This window comes from Streptomyces sp. NPDC002817 (assembly GCF_053592055.1).
Genome location: NZ_JBSFUY010000001.1, coordinates 503577 through 522800, shown reverse-complemented (window position 1 = coordinate 522800; position 19224 = coordinate 503577). Strand labels below are relative to the sequence as shown.

Below are 19224 nucleotides of genomic sequence, written 5' to 3'. Positions count from 1 at the left end.
GATCACCGTCAGCGCTCGACAAAGGCTGGAGCCGCGACTTGGTGGGCTCCAGACAAAGGGTGGTGGTTACACCGGGTAGGACGTGACACCGGTCACTGAGGCCGGGACGTTTCACTCACGTGTCGAGTGTGAACGGCGTCTGTAGGGTCCCACCAAACAGGGCATCGCACCCTGGCCGGATCCGGCCGACACCCCTACCCTTCGAGCCATGGTTGCCCAGGCTCTCACCCTCACGTTGCGTCGCCACGTCGACCTGCGACGAGTGAGCGCTGCCGCCTGTCGCCGCCCCGGGTGAGGCGGCTCCGGCGCGCCTCCCCCTCCGAGACGGCGCAGTGTCGGAACCGCTCCCGAGGATGATCGCCATGCCCACCACCCTTGCCTCCCCCATCTCGCGCGCCTCCGATGCCAACCGGCGGCGCACCAGCGCCAGTGTCGTGCTGCGGTCCGTGCTGGAACACGGGCCGGTGGCGCGCTCCACCATCGCCCGGCTCACCGGGCTCTCCCCCGCCTCCGTGACCGACTACTGCGCCCGGTTCGCCCGGCTCGGACTGATCCGGGACGCCACCGTGCCCCGGCGGTCGAACGGTGTGGGGCGGCCCCATGTGCCGGTCGACCTGGACTCCTCGCGTTTCGTCATGGGCGGCGTCCATGTGGCGGTGCCCCACACCACCGTCGCGCTGCTCGATCTGCGGGGCCGCGTGGTGGCCTCGCGGGAGCTCAAGCACGAGGGCGTCACCGAGCCGGGGCGGGTGCTGGCGCGGGCCGCCGACGGGCTGGGCGCGCTGCTCGCCGCGGCACCGGGGCGCCTGCCGCTCGGCGTCGGCTTCGCGGCCGGCGGCTGGGTGGACCAGGAGGCCGGGACCGTCGTCGAGCACCAGCTGCTGGGCTGGCGGGACGTGCCGGTGCGGGAGCTGATCGGGGCGCGCACCGGGCTGCCGGTCCATGTGGACGGGCACGCGCGGGCGCTGGTCAACGCGGAGCGGCTGTTCGGGCGGGCGCGCGGCAGCCGGAGCGTGCTGCACCTGTTCGTCGGCAACGTCGTCGACGCCGCGTTCGCCACCAACGACGAGGTGCACCACGGGCCGCGTTCGCAGGCCGGCGCGATCGCCCATCTGCCGCTCGACGGCGGCACGCAGAGGTGCGGGTGCGGGCGGGTCGGCTGCCTTCAGGTCGAGCTCAGCGAGCGGACGCTGTGCGAGCGGGCGCGGGCGGCGGGCGTCATCGCCGGGGTGAACCCGATGCATCTCGTGCGGCGGGCGGCGGGCGGAGATCCGGTGGCCGCACGGCTGTTGGCGGAACGCTCGCGGATGACGGGGCGGGCGGCCGGGCTGCTGCTCGACATCCTCAACCCGGAGACCGTCGTCGTCACCGAGGTCGGCGCGATCCATCGGGAGGACTGCCTCTCCGCGCTGCGGGAGGAGGTGGGACCCGAGCGGGCGGCGGCCGTGATCCCGACGAGTTTCCCGGATTCCGTCCTGGCGGTGGCAGGCGGTTCGGTGGCTCTCGACATGCTCTACCGGGATCCACTGGCCGTGTCACCTGAGCGGAATTAATTCAGAAACTCCGAATATTGACACGGGTTCCGCACAACCGGGAGCATCTTGTTCATGAGTCCTCACCTGCACTGTCGCGCCTTCTGTTGCTGACACGTTGCCCCGTGTGACGCGCTCATTTCTGCCGCGTGAATTTATTTCTCCACGCTTTTCTCATGCACCAGTTCAGGGAGTCCTCCCATGCCTTTTTCCCGTACGTCCGGCATAGACCGGCGGCTGTTCCTGACCTCACTCGTGGGCGCCGCGGCCGGTGTCGCGGGGCTCAGCGGCTGCGCCGAGTCCAGCGCCGCCACCGGCAGCAAGGGCGCCTCGACCGCCCCGCTCGCCGACAAGGTCCCGGCCGGCACCAGCCTGAAGGTCGCGTCCTTCTCGAACACGCAGCAACTCCAGTTCAAGCTCGCCAAGTTGGGCGAGCTGCCTTTCAAGGTGTCGAGCTGGGTGAATGTCGGCGCCGGCCCCGATGTCATCAACGCCTTTCGCGCCGAGTCCCTGGACCTCGCCAACAATGCGGGAATTCCTCCGATCCAGGCGTACTACCAGGGCTTCGACGCGAAGATCGTCGCGATCAACATCACCCGGAAGCCGAATTACGTCTTCGCCACCAAGCCCGGCAGCGACATCCGTTCGGTCGAGGACTTCCGGGGGAAGAAGCTCGCCTTCTCGCAGGGTCAGGCCCAGGGTGTCGTGCTGCTGCGGGCGTTGAAGAAGGCCGGGCTGAAGTACGACGACGTGAAGCTGGTCCCGCTGACCAGCAACCAGTTCCTCACCGCCCTGCAGTCGGGCCAGGTGGACATCGCCCCGCTGGGCAACACCCAGTCGCCCGCCTACCTCTCGCAGTACGGGTCCAAGGGCGCCCGGGTCGTCACGACGGACGTCGTCGACCTGCTCAACCTGCTGTGGGCACCGGCCGCCGTGCTGAACGACGAGGCGAAGGCGGCCGCGGTCGCCGCCTACATCCCCTTCTGGGCCAAGGGCCAGGTCTGGACGTACGAGAACCCCGACATCTGGAACGAGGAGTTCTACGTCAAGACGCAGAACCTGACCCTCCCACAGGCACAGGGCATCACCGCTCTCGCCAACAAGCCGCTGTTCTCACCGAGTTGGGACGAGGCGATCCGCTGGGAGCAGGAGACCGCCGATCTGCTGGCGGAAGGCGGGTTCGTGAAGAAGTTCGACGTGTCCTCGCTCTTCGACCACCGCTTCGAGGGCATCGCCGCGAAGTCCGTAGCAGAGGAGTACCGGAAGTGAGTGCTGTGACCACGACCGCGACAGCGACGGCACCGGTCGTCGCGGAACCTTCGAAAGCGGTACGGCGGAAGCGGCGGGGTCTCTCCCCCGGCCGCCGTCTGCCCGCCTCCCGTCTCATCGGCCCCGCCCTCCTGCTCGCCCTGTGGGCCGTAGCCTCCGCCGCGGGGCGGCTGGACCCGGCCGCGATCCCGGCGCCCTGGACGGTGGTGGAGACCGGTGCCCATCTGTGGACGGACGGCACCCTGCTGGGCGACATCCTGACCTCGCTCCAGCGCGCGGCCTCCGGGTTCGCGATCGGTCTCGTCGCCGGGGTCGCCCTCGCACTGGCGGCCGGGCTGAGCAGGGTCGGTGAGGCGCTCATCGACGGGTCGGTGAACCTCAACCGGGCCATCCCGACCCTCGGGCTGATCCCGCTGTTCATCCTGTGGCTGGGCATCGGCGAGACCTTCAAGATCGCCATCATCGCGATCGTCGTCTACATCCCGATCTATCTGAACACCCACGCCGCGCTGTCCGGCATCGACAGCCGGTTCGTCGAACTCGCCGAGGTGCAGGGGCTCAACCGGTACCAGTTCATACGGCAGATCGTCATCCCCGGCGCACTGCCCGGATTCTTCGTGGGACTCCGGCTCGGTGTCACCGGCTCCTGGCTCGGCCTGGTCGTCCTCGAGCAGATCAACGCCACCAGCGGACTCGGCTACATGATGTTCCAGGCCCAGAACTACGGCCAGTCGGACGTCATCCTCGTCGGACTCGTCGTCTACGGCATCTTCGGACTCGCCTCCGACAGCACGGTCCGCTTCATCGAACGGAGGGTGCTGTCATGGCGACGCACACTGAGCAGCTGACCCGGCCCGCCGTCCGACTCCGGGGGCTGACCCGGTCGTTCGACGGGCGGGTCGTCCTCGACGGCATCGACCTCGACATTCCCGCCGGGCAGTTCGTCGCCCTGCTCGGGCACAGCGGGTCCGGCAAGAGCACACTGCTGCGGGCGATCGCGGGGCTCGACCATGAGGTCGTCGGAAGCGGTCGACTCACCGCGCCCGAGAGGGTGTCGGTCGTCTTCCAGGACTCGCGGCTGCTGCCGTGGCGCCGGGTTCTGGACAACGTACTGCTGGGGACGGACGGCGAGGACAAGGGGCGGGCGGCTCTCGAGGAAGTCGGGCTGAAGGGGCGGGAGCGGGCCTGGCCCAATGAGTTGTCCGGGGGTGAGGCTCAGCGGGCGGCGCTCGCGCGGTCGCTGGTGCGGGAGCCGGAGCTGTTGCTGGCCGATGAGCCGTTCGGGGCGTTGGACGCGCTGACGCGGATCAAGATGCATGCGCTGCTGCGGGAGTTGTGGGAGCGGCATCGGCCGTCGGTGCTGCTGGTCACGCATGACGTGGACGAGGCGATCGTGCTGGCGGATCGGGTGCTGGTGCTGGAGGAGGGGCGGGTCGGGGTCGATCTGGCGATCGAGCGGCCTCATCCGCGGTCGTATCGGGATCCGTTGCTCGGGGAGTACCGGGAGCGGTTGCTTGCGGCGCTGGGGGTGACCGAGGACGTGGGGTGAGCGGCGGTTCTTCCTCGCCCCCGCCGCCCCTACCCGTCCCGTCCCTGGGGGCTGCTCCCCCAGACCCCCGCTTCGGCCCCGAAAGGGCCTCGTCCTCAAACGCCGGACGGGCTGGAAGACCCCAAGCAAAGGAACCTCGTATGACCCGCCAGCTCCACCTCAACGCCTTCCTCATGAACACCGGGCATCACGAAGCCTCGTGGAGGCTGCCGGAGAGTGATCCGTACGCCCATGTCGAGCTGGATCACTACGTCACGCTCGCGAAGAGTGCCGAGCGTGGCACGTTCGACTCGCTCTTTCTCGCCGATGGTCCCCAGCTGTGGGGGAACATCTCGCAGCGGCCGGCCGGTGCTCTGGAGCCGCTCACACTGCTCACCGCGTTGGCGACGGCCACCGAGCACATCGGGCTGATCGCCACGGCCTCGACGTCGTACAACTCGCCCTACAACCTGGCCCGTAAGTTCGCCTCGCTGGACATCATCAGCGGCGGCCGGGCGGGCTGGAACATCGTCACCACCGCCGGTGCCGAGGCGGCCCGGAACTTCGGGCTCGATGCCGAGCCCGCCCACGCCGAGCGGTACGCCCGTGCCGCCGAGTTCCTGGATGTCGCCCTCAAGCTCTGGGACAGCTGGGAGGACGACGCGATCGTCGGCGACAAGTCGGCCGGTGTGTGGGGTGACGACGGCAAGATCCATCCGCCCCGGCACCAGGGGACGTACTTCAGTGTCGAGGGCCCCCTCAACGTGCCGCGCTCGCCCCAGGGTTACCCGCTGTTGGTGCAGGCGGGGTCGAGCGAGGACGGGAAGCGGTTCGCGGCCCGGTACGCGGAGGCGGTGTTCACCGCGCAGCAGACCCTCAAGGACGCCCAGGACTTCTACTCCGACCTCAAGGCCCGTACCGCGGCGGCCGGTCGGGATCCCGAGCACATCAAGGTGCTGCCCGGGATCGTGCCCGTCATCGGGTCCACGGAGGCCGAGGCGCGGGCGGCCGAGCAGGTGCTGGAGGACCACATCGTGTACACGCACGGAGTGGACCGCCTGGAACGGCTTCTGCAACTGGAGCCCGGCTCCCTGGAGTTGGACTCCCGGCTCCCGGCCGATCTCCCCACCGAGGACGCCATCGAGGGCGCCAAGAGCCGGTACACGCTGATCGTCGAGCTGGCCCGGCGGGAATCCCTCACCGTGCGGCAGCTCATCGGGCGGCTCGGCGGCGGGCGCGGGCACCTCACCTTCGCGGGGACGCCCGAGCAGGTCGCCGACGCGATCGAGCAGTGGTTCACGCTCGGTGCCGCCGACGGCTTCAACATCATGCCGGCCGTACTGCCGTCCGGCCTCGACCTCTTCGTCGACCACGTCGTCCCGATCCTGCGCGCCCGCGGCCTGCTCCGCGAGGAGTACGGACCGCGCCGGACCCTGCGGGAGCGCTACGGCCTCCCCCGCCCCGCCAACCAGTACACCGCCACCCTGGTCTGAGAGGACATCGCATGAGCATCGAGATCACCAAGGTCACCGCCCACATCGGCGCCCGGATCGCCGGCGTCGACATCGCCAAGCCGCTCGACGAGGAGACGGTCACCGCCCTGCGCGAGGCGCTCGACGTCCACAAGGCGCTCGTCTTCGACGAGGTGAACCTGGACGACGAGGGCCAGCAGGCCTTCGCCCGGCACTTCGGCGACCTCACCACCGCCCACCCGACCGTGCCCGCCGTCGACGGCGTCCCGAACGTGCTGCCCGTCGACAGCGAGCAGGGCAGCGCCAACCACTGGCACACGGACGTCACCTTCGTCCTCAACCCGCCGCAGGCCAGCACCCTGCGCAGCATCACGCTCCCGCCGTACGGCGGCGAGACCCTGATCGCCAGCTCGGCGGCCGCCTACCGCAGCCTGCCGGAGCCGCTGCGGCAGCTGGCCGACACCCTGTGGGCCGAGCACACCAACGACTACGACTACGCGGTGCCTGCGGAGGACATCGACGAGAAGAAGGCCGCCCAGCGCGCCCGGTTCACCTCGATCAAGTACCGCACCGCCCACCCCGTGGTCCGCGTCCACCCGCTGACCGGCGAACGCGGGCTGTTCATCGGCGGGTTCGCCCAGCGGATCGTGGGCCTGTCGGTGGGCGAGTCCCGCACGCTGCTCGACCTGCTCCAGTCGTACGTGGTCAGGCCGGAGCACATCCTGCGCCACCGCTGGTCCCCGAACCAGCTGGTGCTCTTCGACAACCGCATCACCCAGCACTACGCCGTCGACAACTACGACCGGCAGGCGCGCCGTCTGCACCGCGTGACCGTCGCCGGTGACATCCCCGTGGGCGTCGAGGGCAAGGAGAGCTACGCGGTGGAGGGCGACGCGTCGCACTACACGAGCGTGGCGGCGTAGTCACGTTCCGTACCGGACACGTCCGGATACTGGGCAGCCTCTCCCTGTGGCCGGGGAGGCTGCCCAGACTGTGGGCGTTTTTGCCCGTCTCACGCACTGGACGAATCACGCCCATGCCCAGCACCACCTCCGTCGAGGCCTCACAAGAGCCGGACGTCTCCCTCTCCCACGGCCTCAAGCAGCGCCATCTGTCGATGATCGCCCTCGGCGGTGTCATCGGCGCGGGTCTGTTCGTGGGCTCCGGCGCGGGAATCGCCGCCGCCGGGCCCTCGATCGTCGTCGCCTACGTCCTCTCCGGCCTCCTCGTGATGCTGGTGATGCGGATGCTCGGCGAGATGTCGGCCGCGTACCCCTCCTCGGGCTCCTTCTCCGCGCACGCCGAGCGGGCGATCGGGCCCTGGGCCGGCTTCACCGCCGGATGGTCCTTCTGGATCCTGCTCTGCACGGCCGTGGGCCTGGAGGGCATCGGCGCGGCGAAGATCGTGACGGGCTGGCTGCCGGGGACGCCGGAGTGGGCCTGGGTGGCCCTCTTCATGGTGGTCTTCTGCGCGACCAACCTCGCCGCGGTGAAGAACTTCGGTGAGTTCGAGTTCTGGTTCGCGGCGCTGAAGGTGGGCGCGATCAGTCTGTTCCTGGTGCTGGGCGTCCTGGCGCTCGCGGGCGTGCTTCCGGGTACGGACTCGCCGGGTGCGGCGAACCTCTCCGACTTCCTGCCGAACGGCAGTGAGGGACTGGTCATCGGCATCCTCGCCTCCGTCTTCGCGTACGGCGGTCTGGAGACGGTCACCATCGCGGCGGCGGAGTCCGAGAACCCGGTCAAGGGTGTGGCGAGCGCGGTCCGTACGGCGATGTGGCGCATCGCGCTCTTCTACATCGGCTCGATGGCGGTCATCGTGGCGCTGGTCCCGTGGGACTCGGCGGCGGTCGTCGAGAAGGGCCCCTACGTCGCCGCCCTCGACTCGCTCGGCATCCCCGGTGCCGGTCAGCTGATGAACGTGGTCGTCCTCGTGGCCCTGCTCTCCGCGATGAACGCCAACATCTACGGCTCCTCGCGCATCGCCTACTCCCTGGTCGCGCGCGGCCAGGGCCCGAAGGCGCTGGGCCGGGTGTCGTCCGGGGTCCCCCGTGTCGCGGTCCTGGTCTCCTGCGTCTTCGGCTTCGGCTGCGTGCTGCTCAGCTACTGGCGCCCGGACGACGTCTTCTCCTGGCTCCTCAACATGATCGGTGCGGTGATCCTGGTCGTCTGGGGCTTCATCGCGGTCTCCCAGCTGCGGCTGCGGGGGCGGCTGGAGCGCGAGGCACCGGAGCGGCTGACCGTGCGGATGTGGGCGTTCCCGGTGCTGACGTGGGTCGCCATGGCGGGGATGGTGGCGATCTTCGTGCTGATGGCCCGGGAGGCGGACACGCGGGTGCAGCTGTACTTCACGAGTGGGATGACGCTGTTCCTGGCCGCGGTCGGCTACACCTGGCAGCGCAGGCGCGCCGCGGCGGGCTGACACCCCGACCGGCCGAAAAGCCCCCGCGTGGATCACACGGGGGCTTTTTGCTGTTAGCTTGTTATTGCAAGCTAGTTGCAACAAGCTTTTGAGGGGACCCCTTCATGCCCGTCTACACGCTTCCTGAACTGCCCTACGACTACTCCGCGCTCGCCCCCGTGATCAGCCCCGAGATCATCGAGCTGCACCACGACAAGCACCACGCGGCGTATGTGAAGGGTGCGAACGACACGCTGGAGCAGCTGGCGGAAGCGCGGGACAAGGAGACGTGGGGGGCGATCAACGGGCTGGAGAAGAACCTGGCCTTCCATCTGTCCGGACACATCCTGCACAGCATCTACTGGACCAACATGAGCGGCGACGGGGGCGGCGAGCCCCACGCCGCAGACGGCGTGGGTGACCTCCGGGACGCCATCACCGAGTCGTTCGGCTCCTTCGCAGGGTTCAAGGCGCAGCTGACCAAGGCGTCCGCGACGACGCAGGGATCCGGGTGGGGCATCCTCGCCTACGAGCCGCTCAGCGGCCGTCTCATCGTCGAGCAGGTCTACGACCACCAGGGCAACGTCGGGCAGGGATCCGTGCCGATCCTCGTCTTCGACGCCTGGGAGCACGCCTTCTACCTGCAGTACAGGAACCAGAAGGTCGACTTCATCGAGGCGATGTGGGCCGTCGTCAACTGGCAGGACGTGGCCCGGCGTCACGAGGCCGCGAAGTCCCGCGCGGATGTGCTGCTGCTGCCGGCGGCGTGAGGCGCGTACGAGTCGTCCTGCCTCGTGATCGTCTTCTCAACCTTCACCGGCAGGCGGAATGACGGAAGCCCCCGCGAGGACGTGACTCGCGGGGGCTTCCTGGTGCACCTCGGCTCAGGGCTTGCGGCCCACGCCGCCGTGCTGGCCGATCGGCGTGGGAGTCGCGTCCGTGTCCGGGCGCCACAGGGGGACGGACACGATGCCCGGGTCCACCAGCTCCAGACCCTCGAAGTACCCGGTGATCTGCTCGACCGGGCGCAGGAAGTACGGGACGGCGCCGGTCTCGTTGTAGGAGTCCTGGGCGTGTTCGTAGTCCGGGTCGGTGCCTCGGGAACCTTCGTTGAGCGAGAGGTAACTGCCCGAGGGGAGGCCGGCCAGGAGGCGGGTGACGAGGTCGCGGGCCTGGTCGTAGTCGGTGACGTGGCCGAGGATGCCACTCATGATCAGGGCCGTCGGCCGGGTGAGGTCGAGGGTCCTGGCCGCCGCCTCCAGGATGCGCTGGGGGTCGTACAGGCTCAGGTCCTCGTACGCCGTCACGCCCTCCGCTGTCGAGGTGAGCAGGGCGCGGGCGTGGGCGAGGACGAGCGGGTCGTTGTCGACGTAGACGATCTTCGACTCGGGGGCGCTGCGCTGGGCGACCTCGTGGGTGTTGTCGACGGTGGGGAGCCCGGTGCCGACGTCCAGGAACTGGCGTACGCCCGCCTCCTCCACCAGGTACCGGATGCTGCGGCCGAGGAAGGCGCGGCTGCTGCGGGCGATGGTGACGATGCCGGGGAAGACGGCGGTGTAGGCGTCGCCGGCCGCCTCGTCCACGGGGTAGTTGTCCTTGCCGCCCAGCCAGTAGTTCCAGATGCGGGCCGAGTGGGGCACCGAGGTGTCGATCTCCGTCATGGGCCCATGGTGCTACGGCTCGCCCCGCTCGCACGGCAGATTGAGGGAGAGAAGTGCGGTGGAATCGTCGCTGGTCACACGGAGTTCGGTGACCGCCGCGTTGTGTAGTCGAGGGAACACCCTCCGGTAGTCGCGCAGGGGGATGCGCAGCAGTTCGCACAGCACCAGACGGAACAGGGTGTTGTGGGCGACGACCAGGACACGCCGGGAGGGGTGGGCGGCCGCGATGCGGCGCAGGGCGGCCGCTCCCCGTGCGGCGGCTTCGACAGGGTTCTCGGCGCCGGGGAACGGGTGCGCCACCGGGTCGGCGCGGAACGCCTCCGCCGCCTTCGGGTCCTGGGTCGCGAACTCGGCGAGGGTACGGCCCTCCACCACCCCGAAGTCGCATTCGCGCAGGTCGGGTTCGCGGTACGGGGTGAGCCCGAGGGCGTCGCAGGCGGGCTGTGCCGTGATGACGGCCCGGGAGACCGGGGACGTCCAGATCGCGTCGACCGGGTGCGCGGCGGCCCACCGGCCCAGCGCCGCGGCCTGCGCCCGGCCCTCGTCGGTGAGGGCCACGTCGCTCACACCCGCGTAGCGGTTCTCGGCGTGCCAGACGGTCTGGCCGTGGCGGGCCAGCAGCAGGGTCGTGCTCATGAGTCCGCAGTATCCAGGGTGAGGCGGCTGCGCGCGTGCGCCGCGACGGATTCCGGGAGCCAGCCGCGGGCGGTCAGTTCGGTCACGAGCCGGGCGTACGGCTCCGCGTACAGGGCCGTGCGGTCGGGGCGCGGTTCCACGACCGTACGGATGCGGACCATGTCCTCGGCGATGTCCGGCAGCGCCTCTCCGGTGACGCCGTGGGCCGCCAGGACCGCCATTCCCAGGGCCGGTTCGGTCTGTTCCGGGATCCGGGCCGGGCGGCCCAGGACGTCGGCGCGGAGCTGGTTCCAGTAGGGGCTGCGGGCGCCGCCGCCGGTGAAGGCGAGGGGGCCGTCGAGGGGGGCACCGAGGTGGTGGAGGTAGTCCAGGCAGAGGCGCTCCGCGAAGGCGACGCCCTGGAGGAGGGCGGCCCAGAGGTCGGCGTCGCCCGCGGGTTCGCCGAGGACCAGGGCGGTGGCCTGCGGGGCCAGGAAGGGGAAGCGCTCGCCCGGGGAGACGAGGGGGTAGGCGATCGCGCCGGCCGGCTCGTGCGCCGCGGCCCGTTCGTCCATCGCCGCCGGATCCGCCCCCACGAACGCCGCCGTGAGCACACCGGCGCCCACGCTGGAGGCACCCCCTGGCAGCCAACTCCCGTCCGGCGCACGGTGGTTGTAGACGATGCCGGTGGGGTCGTGGACGGGGACGGGGGCGGCGCCCTTGAGGACGAGGGTGGTGCCGAGCACGGAGTTCCAGGAGCCCTCGCGCAGGGCGCCGGACGCGATCTGGGCCGCGCAGCCGTCGGTCATGCCGGCGATCACGGGGGTACCGGCGGGGATGCCGGTGACCTCCGCGGCTGCCGGACAGACCTCGCCGAGCAGGGTGCCGGGGCGGACGACGTCCGGCAGTCCGGGGGCGCCGGGGACGTCGGGCCAGGCGTCGGCCGCCACGTCGTAGGCCGTCTTGAGGGCGTGGCTGGAGTCGGTGGGGACGGGGTGGCCGATCAGGCGGGCGGTGATGAGGTCGGGCTGGTGGGTGACGGTTCCCCGCCCGTGGGTGCGGGCCAGCCACAGCGCCTTCGGCAGCCCCCAGCTGTTCTGCACCGCGAGGCCCGCCGACCGCAGCCGCTCCGCCTCCGCCCAGGCCCGGCCGTCGTCGTACATCAGCGCGGGGGTCACGGGCCGCCCGGCGGGGTCCGTCAGCAGTACGGTCCCGGAAGTGCCGCACACCGCGAGGCCCGCGATGCGCCGAGAGCCGTTCCCGAGCGCCGCACCGGACGCCGTGCACACCGCCGCCCACCACTCCCCCGGATCCTGCTCGTGCCGCGGCCCGTCGCGCCGGCTTTCCAGCGGGGCCGTACCACCGCCCAGGACCGCTCCGTCGGCGCCGACGACCAGGACCCGCACGCTCTGCGTACCGAGGTCGATCCCGAGCCATGCCTCCTGCGACATCCCGGCCTCCCGCACATCGCAAACCGTGAACTTCTCACTCTGCCCTGAGATTTACCCGTGCGCGAGGGATTGACGGCCATCTTCCGCCGTTACACCCTCTGTTATCGAGTCGACTCGACGTGTGAGCAGAGCACACCGGACCCAGCCCCACCTGGAGGTCACGGATGGACACGCACGCGCACGACCGCCGACGTTTCCTCGCGCTCGGCGCCGCCCTGGCCGCCGCCCCCGTCCTGTCCGCCTGCGGTGCCGGTTTCGGCGGGGACGACGACAAGGGGGACGGCTCGGCCGCGGACGACGTCACCGGCTCCTTCGACTGGAAGCGCGAGAAGGACACGACCGTCAAGGCACTGCTCAACAAGCACCCGTACACGGACGCGCTCATCGCCGACCTCAAGGCCTTCACCGAGAAGACCGGCATCAAGGTCGAGTACGACGTCTTCCCCGAGGACAACTACTTCGACAAGCTCACCGTGGACCTGTCCGCCGGCCGCGCCTCGTACGACGTCTTCATGCTCGGCGCGTACATGGTGTGGCAGTACGGGCCACCGGGCTGGCTGGAGGATCTCGGGCCCTGGATGCGCAACTCCGCGGCCACCGGCACCGAATGGGACCAGGCCGACTTCTTCCCCAACCTGCTCCAGGCCGACCAGTGGTCGCTGAAGGCCGGTGCTCCGCTCGGGCAGGGCGGGCAGTACGCGCTGCCGTGGGGGTGGGAGACGAACGTCGTCGCCTACAACACCGAGGTGTTCAAGAAGCTCGGCCTGCGACCCGCCGAGACCTTCGACGAGCTGCGCGAGACGGCACAGGCCATCAAGGACAGGGCGCCCGGCGCCGGGTTCGACGGCATGTACGGGATCGCCGTACGCGGCTCCCGCAGCTGGGCCACCATCCACCCCGGCTTCATGACCATGTACGCCCGCAACGGCCTGCACGACTTCACGGTCAGCGGTGAGAAGCTCACGCCCGCCATGAACAGCCCGAAGGCGATCGCGTTCACCGAGGACTGGGCCGGCATGGTCAAGCAGGGCGGTCCGCCGTCCTGGACCTCGTACACCTGGTACCAGTGCTCCAGCGACCTCGGTGCGAAGAAGGCCGGGATGCTGTTCGACGCGGACACGGCCGCGTACTTCCAGGCCGTGAAGGGCGCCAGCCCGGCCTCCGGGAAGATCGCCTTCCATCCGGGACCGAAGGGGCCGGGCGGCTCCCTCGCCACCAACATGTGGATCTGGTCGCTCGGTATGAACGCCAAGAGCAAGAAGAAGAGCGCCAGTTGGCTCTTCCTCCAGTGGGCCACCGGCAAGGAACACCTGCGCAGGAGCGCGATCACGCACAACCACATCGACCCGGTACGGAAGTCGGTCGCCGACGACGCCGCGTACAAGGACAAGATGAAGAGCCTGCCCGGCTTCATCGAGACCTTCGAGACCGTGGTCGACCAGACGAAGATCCAGTTCACTCCGCAGGCGCAGTTCTTCGACGCCACCACCAGCTGGGCCGCGGCCCTCCAGGAGATCTACGGCGGCAAGAACGCCGAGTCGGTGCTGAACGGTCTGGCGGGCGACCTCGCCGACAAGGTGGACTAGCCATGCGGCTCGCCCTGCGCCCGTACTTTCTGATCGTCCCCGCCCTGCTTCTGACCTGCGGGATCCTCTATCCCTTCGGACTCGGGCTGTACTACACGCTCTTCGACTTCTCGGCGAGCAAACCCCAGCCCGACATGGTGCGGTTCGAGAACTACCAGACCGTCTTCACCCAGGACGCCTTCTGGAACTCGGCCTGGGTGACCGTGCTGTACGCGGTCGGCGCGGCCGCCGCCGAGACGTTCCTCGGGGTCGCCGTCGCCCTGCTGCTGCACCGCTCGTCGCTCGTCGGCCGGGTGCTGGAGAAGATCCTGATCCTGCCCCTGATGATCGCCCCCGTGATCGCGGCGATCATCTGGAAGCTGATGCTGCAACCGTCGGTGGGGGTGATCAACTACCTGCTGAAACCGGTGGGGTTGGGCGGAGTGCAGTGGACGGACACCCCGACCGGCGCGCTGCTGTCGTCGATCGCCGTGGACGTGTGGGTCTACACCCCGTTCGTCGCGATCCTCGCCCTCGCCGGGCTGCGGTCGCTGCCGGCCTCCCCCTTCGAGGCGGCGGCCGTCGACGGGGCGAGCTGGTGGTACACCTTCCGCCGGCTCACCCTGCCGATGCTGTGGCCGTACGTCCTGGTCGCGGTGATCTTCCGGTTCATGGACTCGCTGAAGGTGTTCGACATCATCTACGCCCTCACCGAGGGCGGCCCGGGCGACTCGACGGTCGTCCTGCAGATCAGGGCGTATCTGGAGGCGATCCGCTTCCAGCGGTACTCCTTCGGGATCAGCTACACGATCGTGCTGTGGGCCGTGGTGTACCTGGCCGCGATGGTGCTCGTGCGCCATCTCGGGAAGATCCAGCGGAAGGCGGCGGAGGTCCACAAATGACCGTGCGCAAGCGCCTGTCGGGCTGGCTGGCGGATGCCACCCTCATCCTCTACTTCGTCTTCGCGCTCTTCCCGATCGCCTGGATGCTGATCCTGTCGCTGAAGCCCACGAACGAGCTCTTCAGCACCTACTTCTCCTTCTCCCCCACCCTCGACGGCTACCGCACGGTCCTCGGCGACAGCGAGGGCATCCCGTTCGTGCGGTTCTTCGTCAACAGCCTGGTGGTGTCGCTGGGGGCGGTGCTGCTGTCGCTGCTGGTCGGACTCCCGGCGGCGTACGCGTCGGCGCGGTGGCGGTTCAAGGGCTCCGAGAACCTGATGTTCACCCTGCTGTCGTTCCGGTTCGCACCCGAACTGACCGTGATCATCCCGCTGTTCGTGCTGTACCAGAAGCTCGGGCTCTTCGACACGTACGTCGGCATGATCTGGGTGCTCCAACTGGTCACCCTCCCTCTGATCGTGTGGATCATGCGGTCCTACTTCGCCGATCTCACCCCGGAGCTGGAACAGGCGGCCCTGCTGGACGGCTACACCCGCAAACAGGCCTTCTTCAAGGTGGCGCTCCCCCTGGTCAAGCCGGGGGTGGCGGCCGTGTCGCTGCTCGCCTTCATCTTCGCCTGGAACAACTTCGTCTTCCCACTGATCCTCACCTCCAACGAGGCCCAGACGGTGACCGTCGGCGCCCTGTCCTTCCTCGGCGGCGACCGTCCCAAGTACAACCTCACGGCAGCGGCGGCCCTGGTCTCCGTCGTACCGCCGCTGCTGCTCGCCCTGACCATCCAGCGGTATCTGGTGCGGGGGCTGTCGTTCGGGGCGGTGAAGTCTTGATCGGGCTGCGGGGGATCAGGAAGACGTACGGGAAGGTCACGGCGCTCGACGGGCTCGAACTGGAGGTCCGGGAGGGCGAGTTCTTCTGCCTGCTCGGTCCGTCGGGGGCCGGGAAGACCACGACGTTGAAGACCGTCGCGGGGTTGGAGTTCCCCGACGCCGGGACGGTCGACATCGACGGCAAGGACATGCGGGACGTCGAGCCGTACGACCGTGGTGTCGCGATGTGCTTCGAGAGCTACGCCCTCTATCCGCACAAGTCGGCGTACGACAACCTCGCCTCCCCGCTCCGCTCGCCCCGACACCGGCTGCCGGCCGCCGAGGCCCGCGAGCGGATCGGTGCGATCGCCGAACTCCTGGGGATCAGTGGCCTATTGGATCGACCAGTCGGCCAGTTGTCCAATGGTCAGCGACAGCGCGTCGCCCTCGGTCGCGTGCTGGTCCGGCCCGCACGCGCCTTCCTGTTGGATGAGCCACTCAGCCACCTCGACGCCAAACTCCGCCAGCAGATGCGGGCCGAGCTGAAGGCCATCGGGGCGGTGCAGCGCACGACCACCCTCTACGTCACCCACGACTCCGTCGAAGCCCTGGCGCTCGGGGACCGGATCGGGGTGATCCGGGAGGGGCGGATCGTGCAGACGGGGACGAGGGAGGAGATCTGGTACCGGCCCCACGACACGGAGGTGGCGCGGGCGTTCGGGCGGCCCCGGATCAATCTGCTGCCGGGGACCGTGACCGAGGACGGGGGTTTCCGGTCGGCGGACGGGAAGGTCGAGCTGCCGCTGTCGGCGAAGGCCCCGGCGGGGACCGACGTCCTCGTCGGCGTCCGCCCCAGGGACATCGCCCTGAACGGCCAGGGCCTCGAACTCACCGGCACCGTCTACGTCACCGAGGTTCTCGGCCGGGCCGTCGAGGTCACCGTCCGCCTCGGCGAGCAGTACGTGTCTCTGGTGGCGCCCCGGGCCGACACCACCGGACTGCGTCCCGACGATCCGGTACGGCTGACGGTCCGGCCTGAGAACCTGCTGCTGTTCGAGGCCGACCGGCCGGAACGCCCAGGACGACGGATCGGGAAACGATGAGTGCCGGCAACACACAGCAGGGCCCCGCGGCCCGCCAGTCCGCCATGGCCGAGCAGGTCCTCGCCGACGGCTCGGCGACCGCGGCGGAGCTCGCCGAGCGGTTCGGGGTGAGTCTGATGACGATCCACCGGGACCTCGACGAGCTCGAACGGCAGGGGATCGTCCGGAAGTTCAGGGGTGGTGTGACCGCTCAGCCGTCCGGGGTCTTCGAGTCCAACGTGCAGTACCGCCTGAAGACCATGCGGGCGGAGAAGGCCGCCGTCGCCGACCACGCGCACAAGCTGATAGAGCCCGGCATGGCGATCATGCTGGACGACTCCACCTCCACCCTGGAGATAGCCCGCAGACTCCGCCTGGGCGAGATCACCCCGCTCACCGTCGTCACCAACTTCCTGGAGGCGCTCAACCTCCTGTCCGACCAGCGCGGTATCCATCTGATGGCCCTCGGCGGCGACTACGACCCCCTGCACTCCTCCTTCCTCGGCGTCTCCTGCGTCGAGGCGGTCCAGTCCCTGCGCGTGGACGTCTGCTTCGCGTCCACGTCGGCCGTGCACGGGGGGTACGCCTACCACCAGGAGCAGCACATCGTGTCGGTGAAGCGGGCGATGCTCGACTCGGCCGCCCGCAACGTCCTGCTGATCGACCACACCAAGCTCGCCCGGACCGCCCTGCACCGCGTCGCCCCCCTCTCCCGCTTCGACCTGGTGCTGGTCGACGACGGGGCGCCGGCGGACGCGCTGCGGGACCTGGACGAGCACAAGGTCCGGTACGAGGTCTGTGCGACGAACGCGACGAGGGGCGGCGATGACCCAGCTGGAGCTACGTGAGCTGCGCAAGACGTACCGTTCACGGGGACGCCCGGCCGTGGACGCCGTACGGGGCATCGATCTCGCCCTGCGGTCCGGGGAGTTGCTCGGGCTGCTGGGCCCGTCCGGGTGCGGCAAGTCCACCACGCTGCGGATGATCGCCGGTCTGGAGACGGTGACCGGCGGGGACATCCTGGTGGACGGGCGGTCGGTGATCCAGAGCCCCGCGCAGGCCCGCAACATGGGCGTCGCCTTCGAGAACTACGCGCTGTATCCGCCGCTGACGGTGGCGGAGAACCTGGCGTTCGGGCTGAAGGCGCGGCGCCGCGCCGCCCGCGGGGACGTCTCCCGGAAGGTGGCGGACATCGCCGAACGGGTCGGCCTGACCGGCCTTCTCGACGCCCGCCCGGCCGGCCTGTCCAGCGGCCAGAAGCAGCGCGTGTCCCTCGCCCGCGCCCTGATCCGCGAACCGGACGTCCTGCTCCTGGACGAGCCTCTCTCCCATCTGGACGCGGCCCAGCGCGACACCACGCGCCGTGAACTCAAGCGCATCCAGCGGGACCTGGGCCATACGACCATCCTCGTCACCCACGACCAGGAGGAGGCCCTCTCGCTCGCCGACCGGATCGCCGTGATGAGGGACGGTGTGATCCGGCAGCTGGGCACGCCGTACGAGATCTACGACAGCCCCGCCAACGTCTTCGTGGCCGACTTCGTCGGCGAGCCCGCGATCAACCTGCTGAAGGGCGTCGCGACCGACGACGGCCGGGCCCGTCTCTCGGAGTCGGTGCGGATCGCGCTCCCGGTGCCGGTGGCGGCGGGCCGGGAGGTGGTGGTCGGGATCCGCCCGGAGGATCTGCGGCTGACCGGGGGCGAGGGCCTGTCCGCGCGGGTCGTGGCCCATGAGCCCCTTCTGGAGTCGGGCATCGCGACGCTGGCCCTGGAGGGCGTGGAGCTGGTCGTCCTCACCGACCCGGAGGTGCGGCTGGCCCACGGCGACGACGTCCGTGTCACCGCCGACCCGGACCTCACCCATGTCTTCGACGCCAAGACGGGAGACTCCCTGCGATGAGCGAGATCCTGCGGATCACGGCAGCCGGCGACCACTTCGTCCTGCCGGGCCTGATCGCCCGCGCGGTGACCGACGAGGTCGGCGAACAGTCCGTGGAGATACGTGAGTTGACACTCGGCTGGCCTCGGGAGCCGTTCGGGCCGGTCGCGGAGGTCATGGAGGCGAGCGACGCCGAGGAGGAGCTGATCGAGGCGCTGTCCGGTGCGGAGGTGCTGGTCACGCAGATGGGCCCGGTCACCGAACGGGTCCTGGCCGCCTCGCCCTCACTGCGCCTGGTGGTCGTCTGCCGGGGCGGTCCGGTCAACGTCAACCTGGAGGCGGCCAAGGCGTACGACGTCCGCGTCTGCTTCACCCCCGGGCGCAACGCCGCCGCCACCGCGGAGTTCACCGTGGGCCTGCTGCTGGCCGCCCTCCGGCGTATCCCCCAGGCCCACCACCTCCTGGCTGGGCAAGGGAGTTGGGAGGGGTCGACGTACTACACCTACGAGAACAGCGGACTGGAACTGGAGGACCTCCCCGTCGGGCTCGTCGGCTACGGCGCGGTGGGCAGCCGGGTCGCCCGGGTGCTCTGCGCCTTCGGCGCGCAGGTCATGGTCCACGACCCCTACGTCCGCGGCGAGATCCACGGTCTGCGGGTGCCGTCCCTCGACGAACTCCTGCGCAGGTCCCGCGTGATCACCCTGCACGCCCGTCTGACCGAGGAGACCCGGGGCCTGATCGGGGCCCGTGAACTGGCCCTGCTCCCGCCGGGCGCGGTCGTGGTCAACGCGGCCCGCGGGCCCCTCCTGGACGAGGAGGCGCTGTGCGACGCGCTGGAGAGCGGGCGGTTGTCGGCGGCGGCGCTGGACACGTACGCGAGGGAACCGGTGCCGCCCGACTCACGGCTGCTGGGGCTGGCGGACCGGGTGGTGATGACCCCGCATCTGGGCGGGGCCTCGCGCGCGGTGGCGGAGAAGGCGGCACGGATCGCCGCGGAGGAAGTGGGCCGCTGGCTGCGCGGGGAACCACCGGCGCACTGTCTGACCTGAGGCACGAGGAGGCGCT

General features: G+C 69.9%; 18 protein-coding genes. 15 read left to right on the top strand and 3 right to left on the bottom strand.

Annotated features, from left to right (window positions below; genetic code table 11):
* Window positions 1–362: 362 nt before the first annotated feature.
* The 8 genes from ACWD3I_RS02305 to ACWD3I_RS02270 all read left to right on the top strand — a co-directional run bounded on the left by ACWD3I_RS02305 (window position 363) and on the right by ACWD3I_RS02270 (window position 8969).
* Window positions 363–1553, top strand: a complete 1191-nt coding sequence (locus ACWD3I_RS02305; RefSeq protein WP_365394388.1) for an ROK family protein — start codon at window positions 363–365, stop codon at window positions 1551–1553.
* A 180-nt stretch (window positions 1554–1733) separates the two neighbouring features.
* Window positions 1734–2801 (top strand): ABC transporter substrate-binding protein, encoded by a 1068-nt coding sequence (locus ACWD3I_RS02300; protein ID WP_365394387.1) that lies wholly within the window; start codon window positions 1734–1736, stop codon window positions 2799–2801.
* Complete coding sequence (locus ACWD3I_RS02295; protein ID WP_451084010.1) at window positions 2798–3649, top strand: ABC transporter permease; 852 nt, start codon at window positions 2798–2800, stop codon at window positions 3647–3649. The genes ACWD3I_RS02300 and ACWD3I_RS02295 overlap by 4 nt, the downstream gene beginning before the upstream one ends.
* A complete protein-coding gene (locus ACWD3I_RS02290) occupies window positions 3625–4350 on the top strand; it encodes an ABC transporter ATP-binding protein (RefSeq protein WP_365394386.1) in 726 nt (241 codons plus the stop codon). The genes ACWD3I_RS02295 and ACWD3I_RS02290 overlap by 25 nt, the downstream gene beginning before the upstream one ends.
* 140 nt (window positions 4351–4490) lie before the next feature.
* Complete coding sequence (locus ACWD3I_RS02285) at window positions 4491–5822, top strand: LLM class flavin-dependent oxidoreductase (RefSeq protein WP_365394385.1); 1332 nt, start codon at window positions 4491–4493, stop codon at window positions 5820–5822.
* A gap of 11 nt (window positions 5823–5833) precedes the next feature.
* Complete coding sequence (locus ACWD3I_RS02280; RefSeq protein ID WP_365394384.1) at window positions 5834–6724, top strand: TauD/TfdA dioxygenase family protein; 891 nt, start codon at window positions 5834–5836, stop codon at window positions 6722–6724.
* Window positions 6725–6837: 113 nt separating this feature from the next.
* Window positions 6838–8220, top strand: a complete 1383-nt coding sequence (locus tag ACWD3I_RS02275; RefSeq protein ID WP_365394383.1) for an amino acid permease — start codon at window positions 6838–6840, stop codon at window positions 8218–8220.
* Window positions 8221–8324: 104 nt separating this feature from the next.
* Entirely contained in the window at window positions 8325–8969 is a 645-nt protein-coding gene (locus ACWD3I_RS02270) for a superoxide dismutase (RefSeq protein ID WP_365394382.1), read from the top strand.
* A gap of 114 nt (window positions 8970–9083) precedes the next feature.
* Here ACWD3I_RS02270 and ACWD3I_RS02265 read toward each other — a convergent pair whose 3' ends face one another.
* The 3 genes from ACWD3I_RS02265 to ACWD3I_RS02255 are packed head-to-tail and all read right to left on the bottom strand — an operon-like array spanning window position 9084 to window position 11926.
* Window positions 9084–9860 carry an SAM-dependent methyltransferase gene (locus tag ACWD3I_RS02265; protein ID WP_365394381.1) on the bottom strand — a complete coding sequence of 259 codons (777 nt, stop codon included), beginning with the start codon at window positions 9858–9860 and terminating at the stop codon, window positions 9084–9086.
* 12 nt (window positions 9861–9872) lie between these two features.
* Window positions 9873–10496 (bottom strand): histidine phosphatase family protein, encoded by a 624-nt coding sequence (locus tag ACWD3I_RS02260; RefSeq protein WP_365394380.1) that lies wholly within the window; start codon window positions 10494–10496, stop codon window positions 9873–9875.
* Window positions 10493–11926, bottom strand: coding sequence for an FGGY-family carbohydrate kinase (locus ACWD3I_RS02255; protein WP_365394379.1), 1434 nt, complete (start codon window positions 11924–11926; stop codon window positions 10493–10495). Before ACWD3I_RS02255 ends, ACWD3I_RS02260 begins: the two co-directional genes overlap by 4 nt.
* 164 nt (window positions 11927–12090) lie before the next feature.
* On the opposite strand from ACWD3I_RS02255, the gene ACWD3I_RS02250 reads away from it, so the two are divergent.
* The 7 genes from ACWD3I_RS02250 to ACWD3I_RS02220 are packed head-to-tail and all read left to right on the top strand — an operon-like array spanning window position 12091 to window position 19208.
* Complete coding sequence (locus ACWD3I_RS02250) at window positions 12091–13512, top strand: ABC transporter substrate-binding protein (protein ID WP_365394378.1); 1422 nt, start codon at window positions 12091–12093, stop codon at window positions 13510–13512.
* Window positions 13513–13514: 2 nt separating this feature from the next.
* Window positions 13515–14393: a carbohydrate ABC transporter permease gene (locus ACWD3I_RS02245; RefSeq protein WP_365394377.1), complete on the top strand. Its 879-nt coding sequence runs from the start codon at window positions 13515–13517 to the stop codon at window positions 14391–14393.
* Window positions 14390–15220, top strand: coding sequence for a carbohydrate ABC transporter permease (locus tag ACWD3I_RS02240; protein WP_365394376.1), 831 nt, complete (start codon window positions 14390–14392; stop codon window positions 15218–15220). The genes ACWD3I_RS02245 and ACWD3I_RS02240 overlap by 4 nt, the downstream gene beginning before the upstream one ends.
* The gene (locus ACWD3I_RS02235; RefSeq protein ID WP_365394375.1) at window positions 15217–16302 is read left to right on the top strand and encodes an ABC transporter ATP-binding protein; all 1086 of its coding nucleotides are present in this window, start codon (window positions 15217–15219) and stop codon (window positions 16300–16302) included. Before ACWD3I_RS02240 ends, ACWD3I_RS02235 begins: the two co-directional genes overlap by 4 nt.
* Window positions 16299–17129, top strand: coding sequence for a DeoR/GlpR family DNA-binding transcription regulator (locus ACWD3I_RS02230; protein ID WP_365394374.1), 831 nt, complete (start codon window positions 16299–16301; stop codon window positions 17127–17129). The genes ACWD3I_RS02235 and ACWD3I_RS02230 overlap by 4 nt, the downstream gene beginning before the upstream one ends.
* On the top strand, window positions 17107–18180 hold the full coding sequence (locus ACWD3I_RS02225) for an ABC transporter ATP-binding protein (protein ID WP_365394373.1): 1074 nt from the start codon (window positions 17107–17109) through the stop codon (window positions 18178–18180). The genes ACWD3I_RS02230 and ACWD3I_RS02225 overlap by 23 nt, the downstream gene beginning before the upstream one ends.
* Window positions 18177–19208, top strand: a complete 1032-nt coding sequence (locus tag ACWD3I_RS02220) for a 2-hydroxyacid dehydrogenase (RefSeq protein ID WP_365394372.1) — start codon at window positions 18177–18179, stop codon at window positions 19206–19208. The genes ACWD3I_RS02225 and ACWD3I_RS02220 overlap by 4 nt, the downstream gene beginning before the upstream one ends.
* Window positions 19209–19224 lie beyond the last annotated feature (16 nt).

Coding starts and splice junctions, on each gene's coding strand:
- ACWD3I_RS02270 (WP_365394382.1), top strand. CDS start 8,325: ATGCCCGTCTACACGCTTCCTGAACTGCCCTACGACTACTCCGCGCTC.
- ACWD3I_RS02225 (WP_365394373.1), top strand. CDS start 17,107: ATGACCCAGCTGGAGCTACGTGAGCTGCGCAAGACGTACCGTTCACGG.
- ACWD3I_RS02220 (WP_365394372.1), top strand. CDS start 18,177: ATGAGCGAGATCCTGCGGATCACGGCAGCCGGCGACCACTTCGTCCTG.
- ACWD3I_RS02305 (WP_365394388.1), top strand. CDS start 363: ATGCCCACCACCCTTGCCTCCCCCATCTCGCGCGCCTCCGATGCCAAC.
- ACWD3I_RS02245 (WP_365394377.1), top strand. CDS start 13,515: ATGCGGCTCGCCCTGCGCCCGTACTTTCTGATCGTCCCCGCCCTGCTT.
- ACWD3I_RS02290 (WP_365394386.1), top strand. CDS start 3,625: ATGGCGACGCACACTGAGCAGCTGACCCGGCCCGCCGTCCGACTCCGG.
- ACWD3I_RS02300 (WP_365394387.1), top strand. CDS start 1,734: ATGCCTTTTTCCCGTACGTCCGGCATAGACCGGCGGCTGTTCCTGACC.
- ACWD3I_RS02280 (WP_365394384.1), top strand. CDS start 5,834: ATGAGCATCGAGATCACCAAGGTCACCGCCCACATCGGCGCCCGGATC.
- ACWD3I_RS02255 (WP_365394379.1), bottom strand. CDS start 11,926: ATGTCGCAGGAGGCATGGCTCGGGATCGACCTCGGTACGCAGAGCGTG.
- ACWD3I_RS02240 (WP_365394376.1), top strand. CDS start 14,390: ATGACCGTGCGCAAGCGCCTGTCGGGCTGGCTGGCGGATGCCACCCTC.
- ACWD3I_RS02230 (WP_365394374.1), top strand. CDS start 16,299: ATGAGTGCCGGCAACACACAGCAGGGCCCCGCGGCCCGCCAGTCCGCC.
- ACWD3I_RS02260 (WP_365394380.1), bottom strand. CDS start 10,496: ATGAGCACGACCCTGCTGCTGGCCCGCCACGGCCAGACCGTCTGGCAC.
- ACWD3I_RS02250 (WP_365394378.1), top strand. CDS start 12,091: ATGGACACGCACGCGCACGACCGCCGACGTTTCCTCGCGCTCGGCGCC.
- ACWD3I_RS02275 (WP_365394383.1), top strand. CDS start 6,838: ATGCCCAGCACCACCTCCGTCGAGGCCTCACAAGAGCCGGACGTCTCC.
- ACWD3I_RS02285 (WP_365394385.1), top strand. CDS start 4,491: ATGACCCGCCAGCTCCACCTCAACGCCTTCCTCATGAACACCGGGCAT.
- ACWD3I_RS02265 (WP_365394381.1), bottom strand. CDS start 9,860: ATGACGGAGATCGACACCTCGGTGCCCCACTCGGCCCGCATCTGGAAC.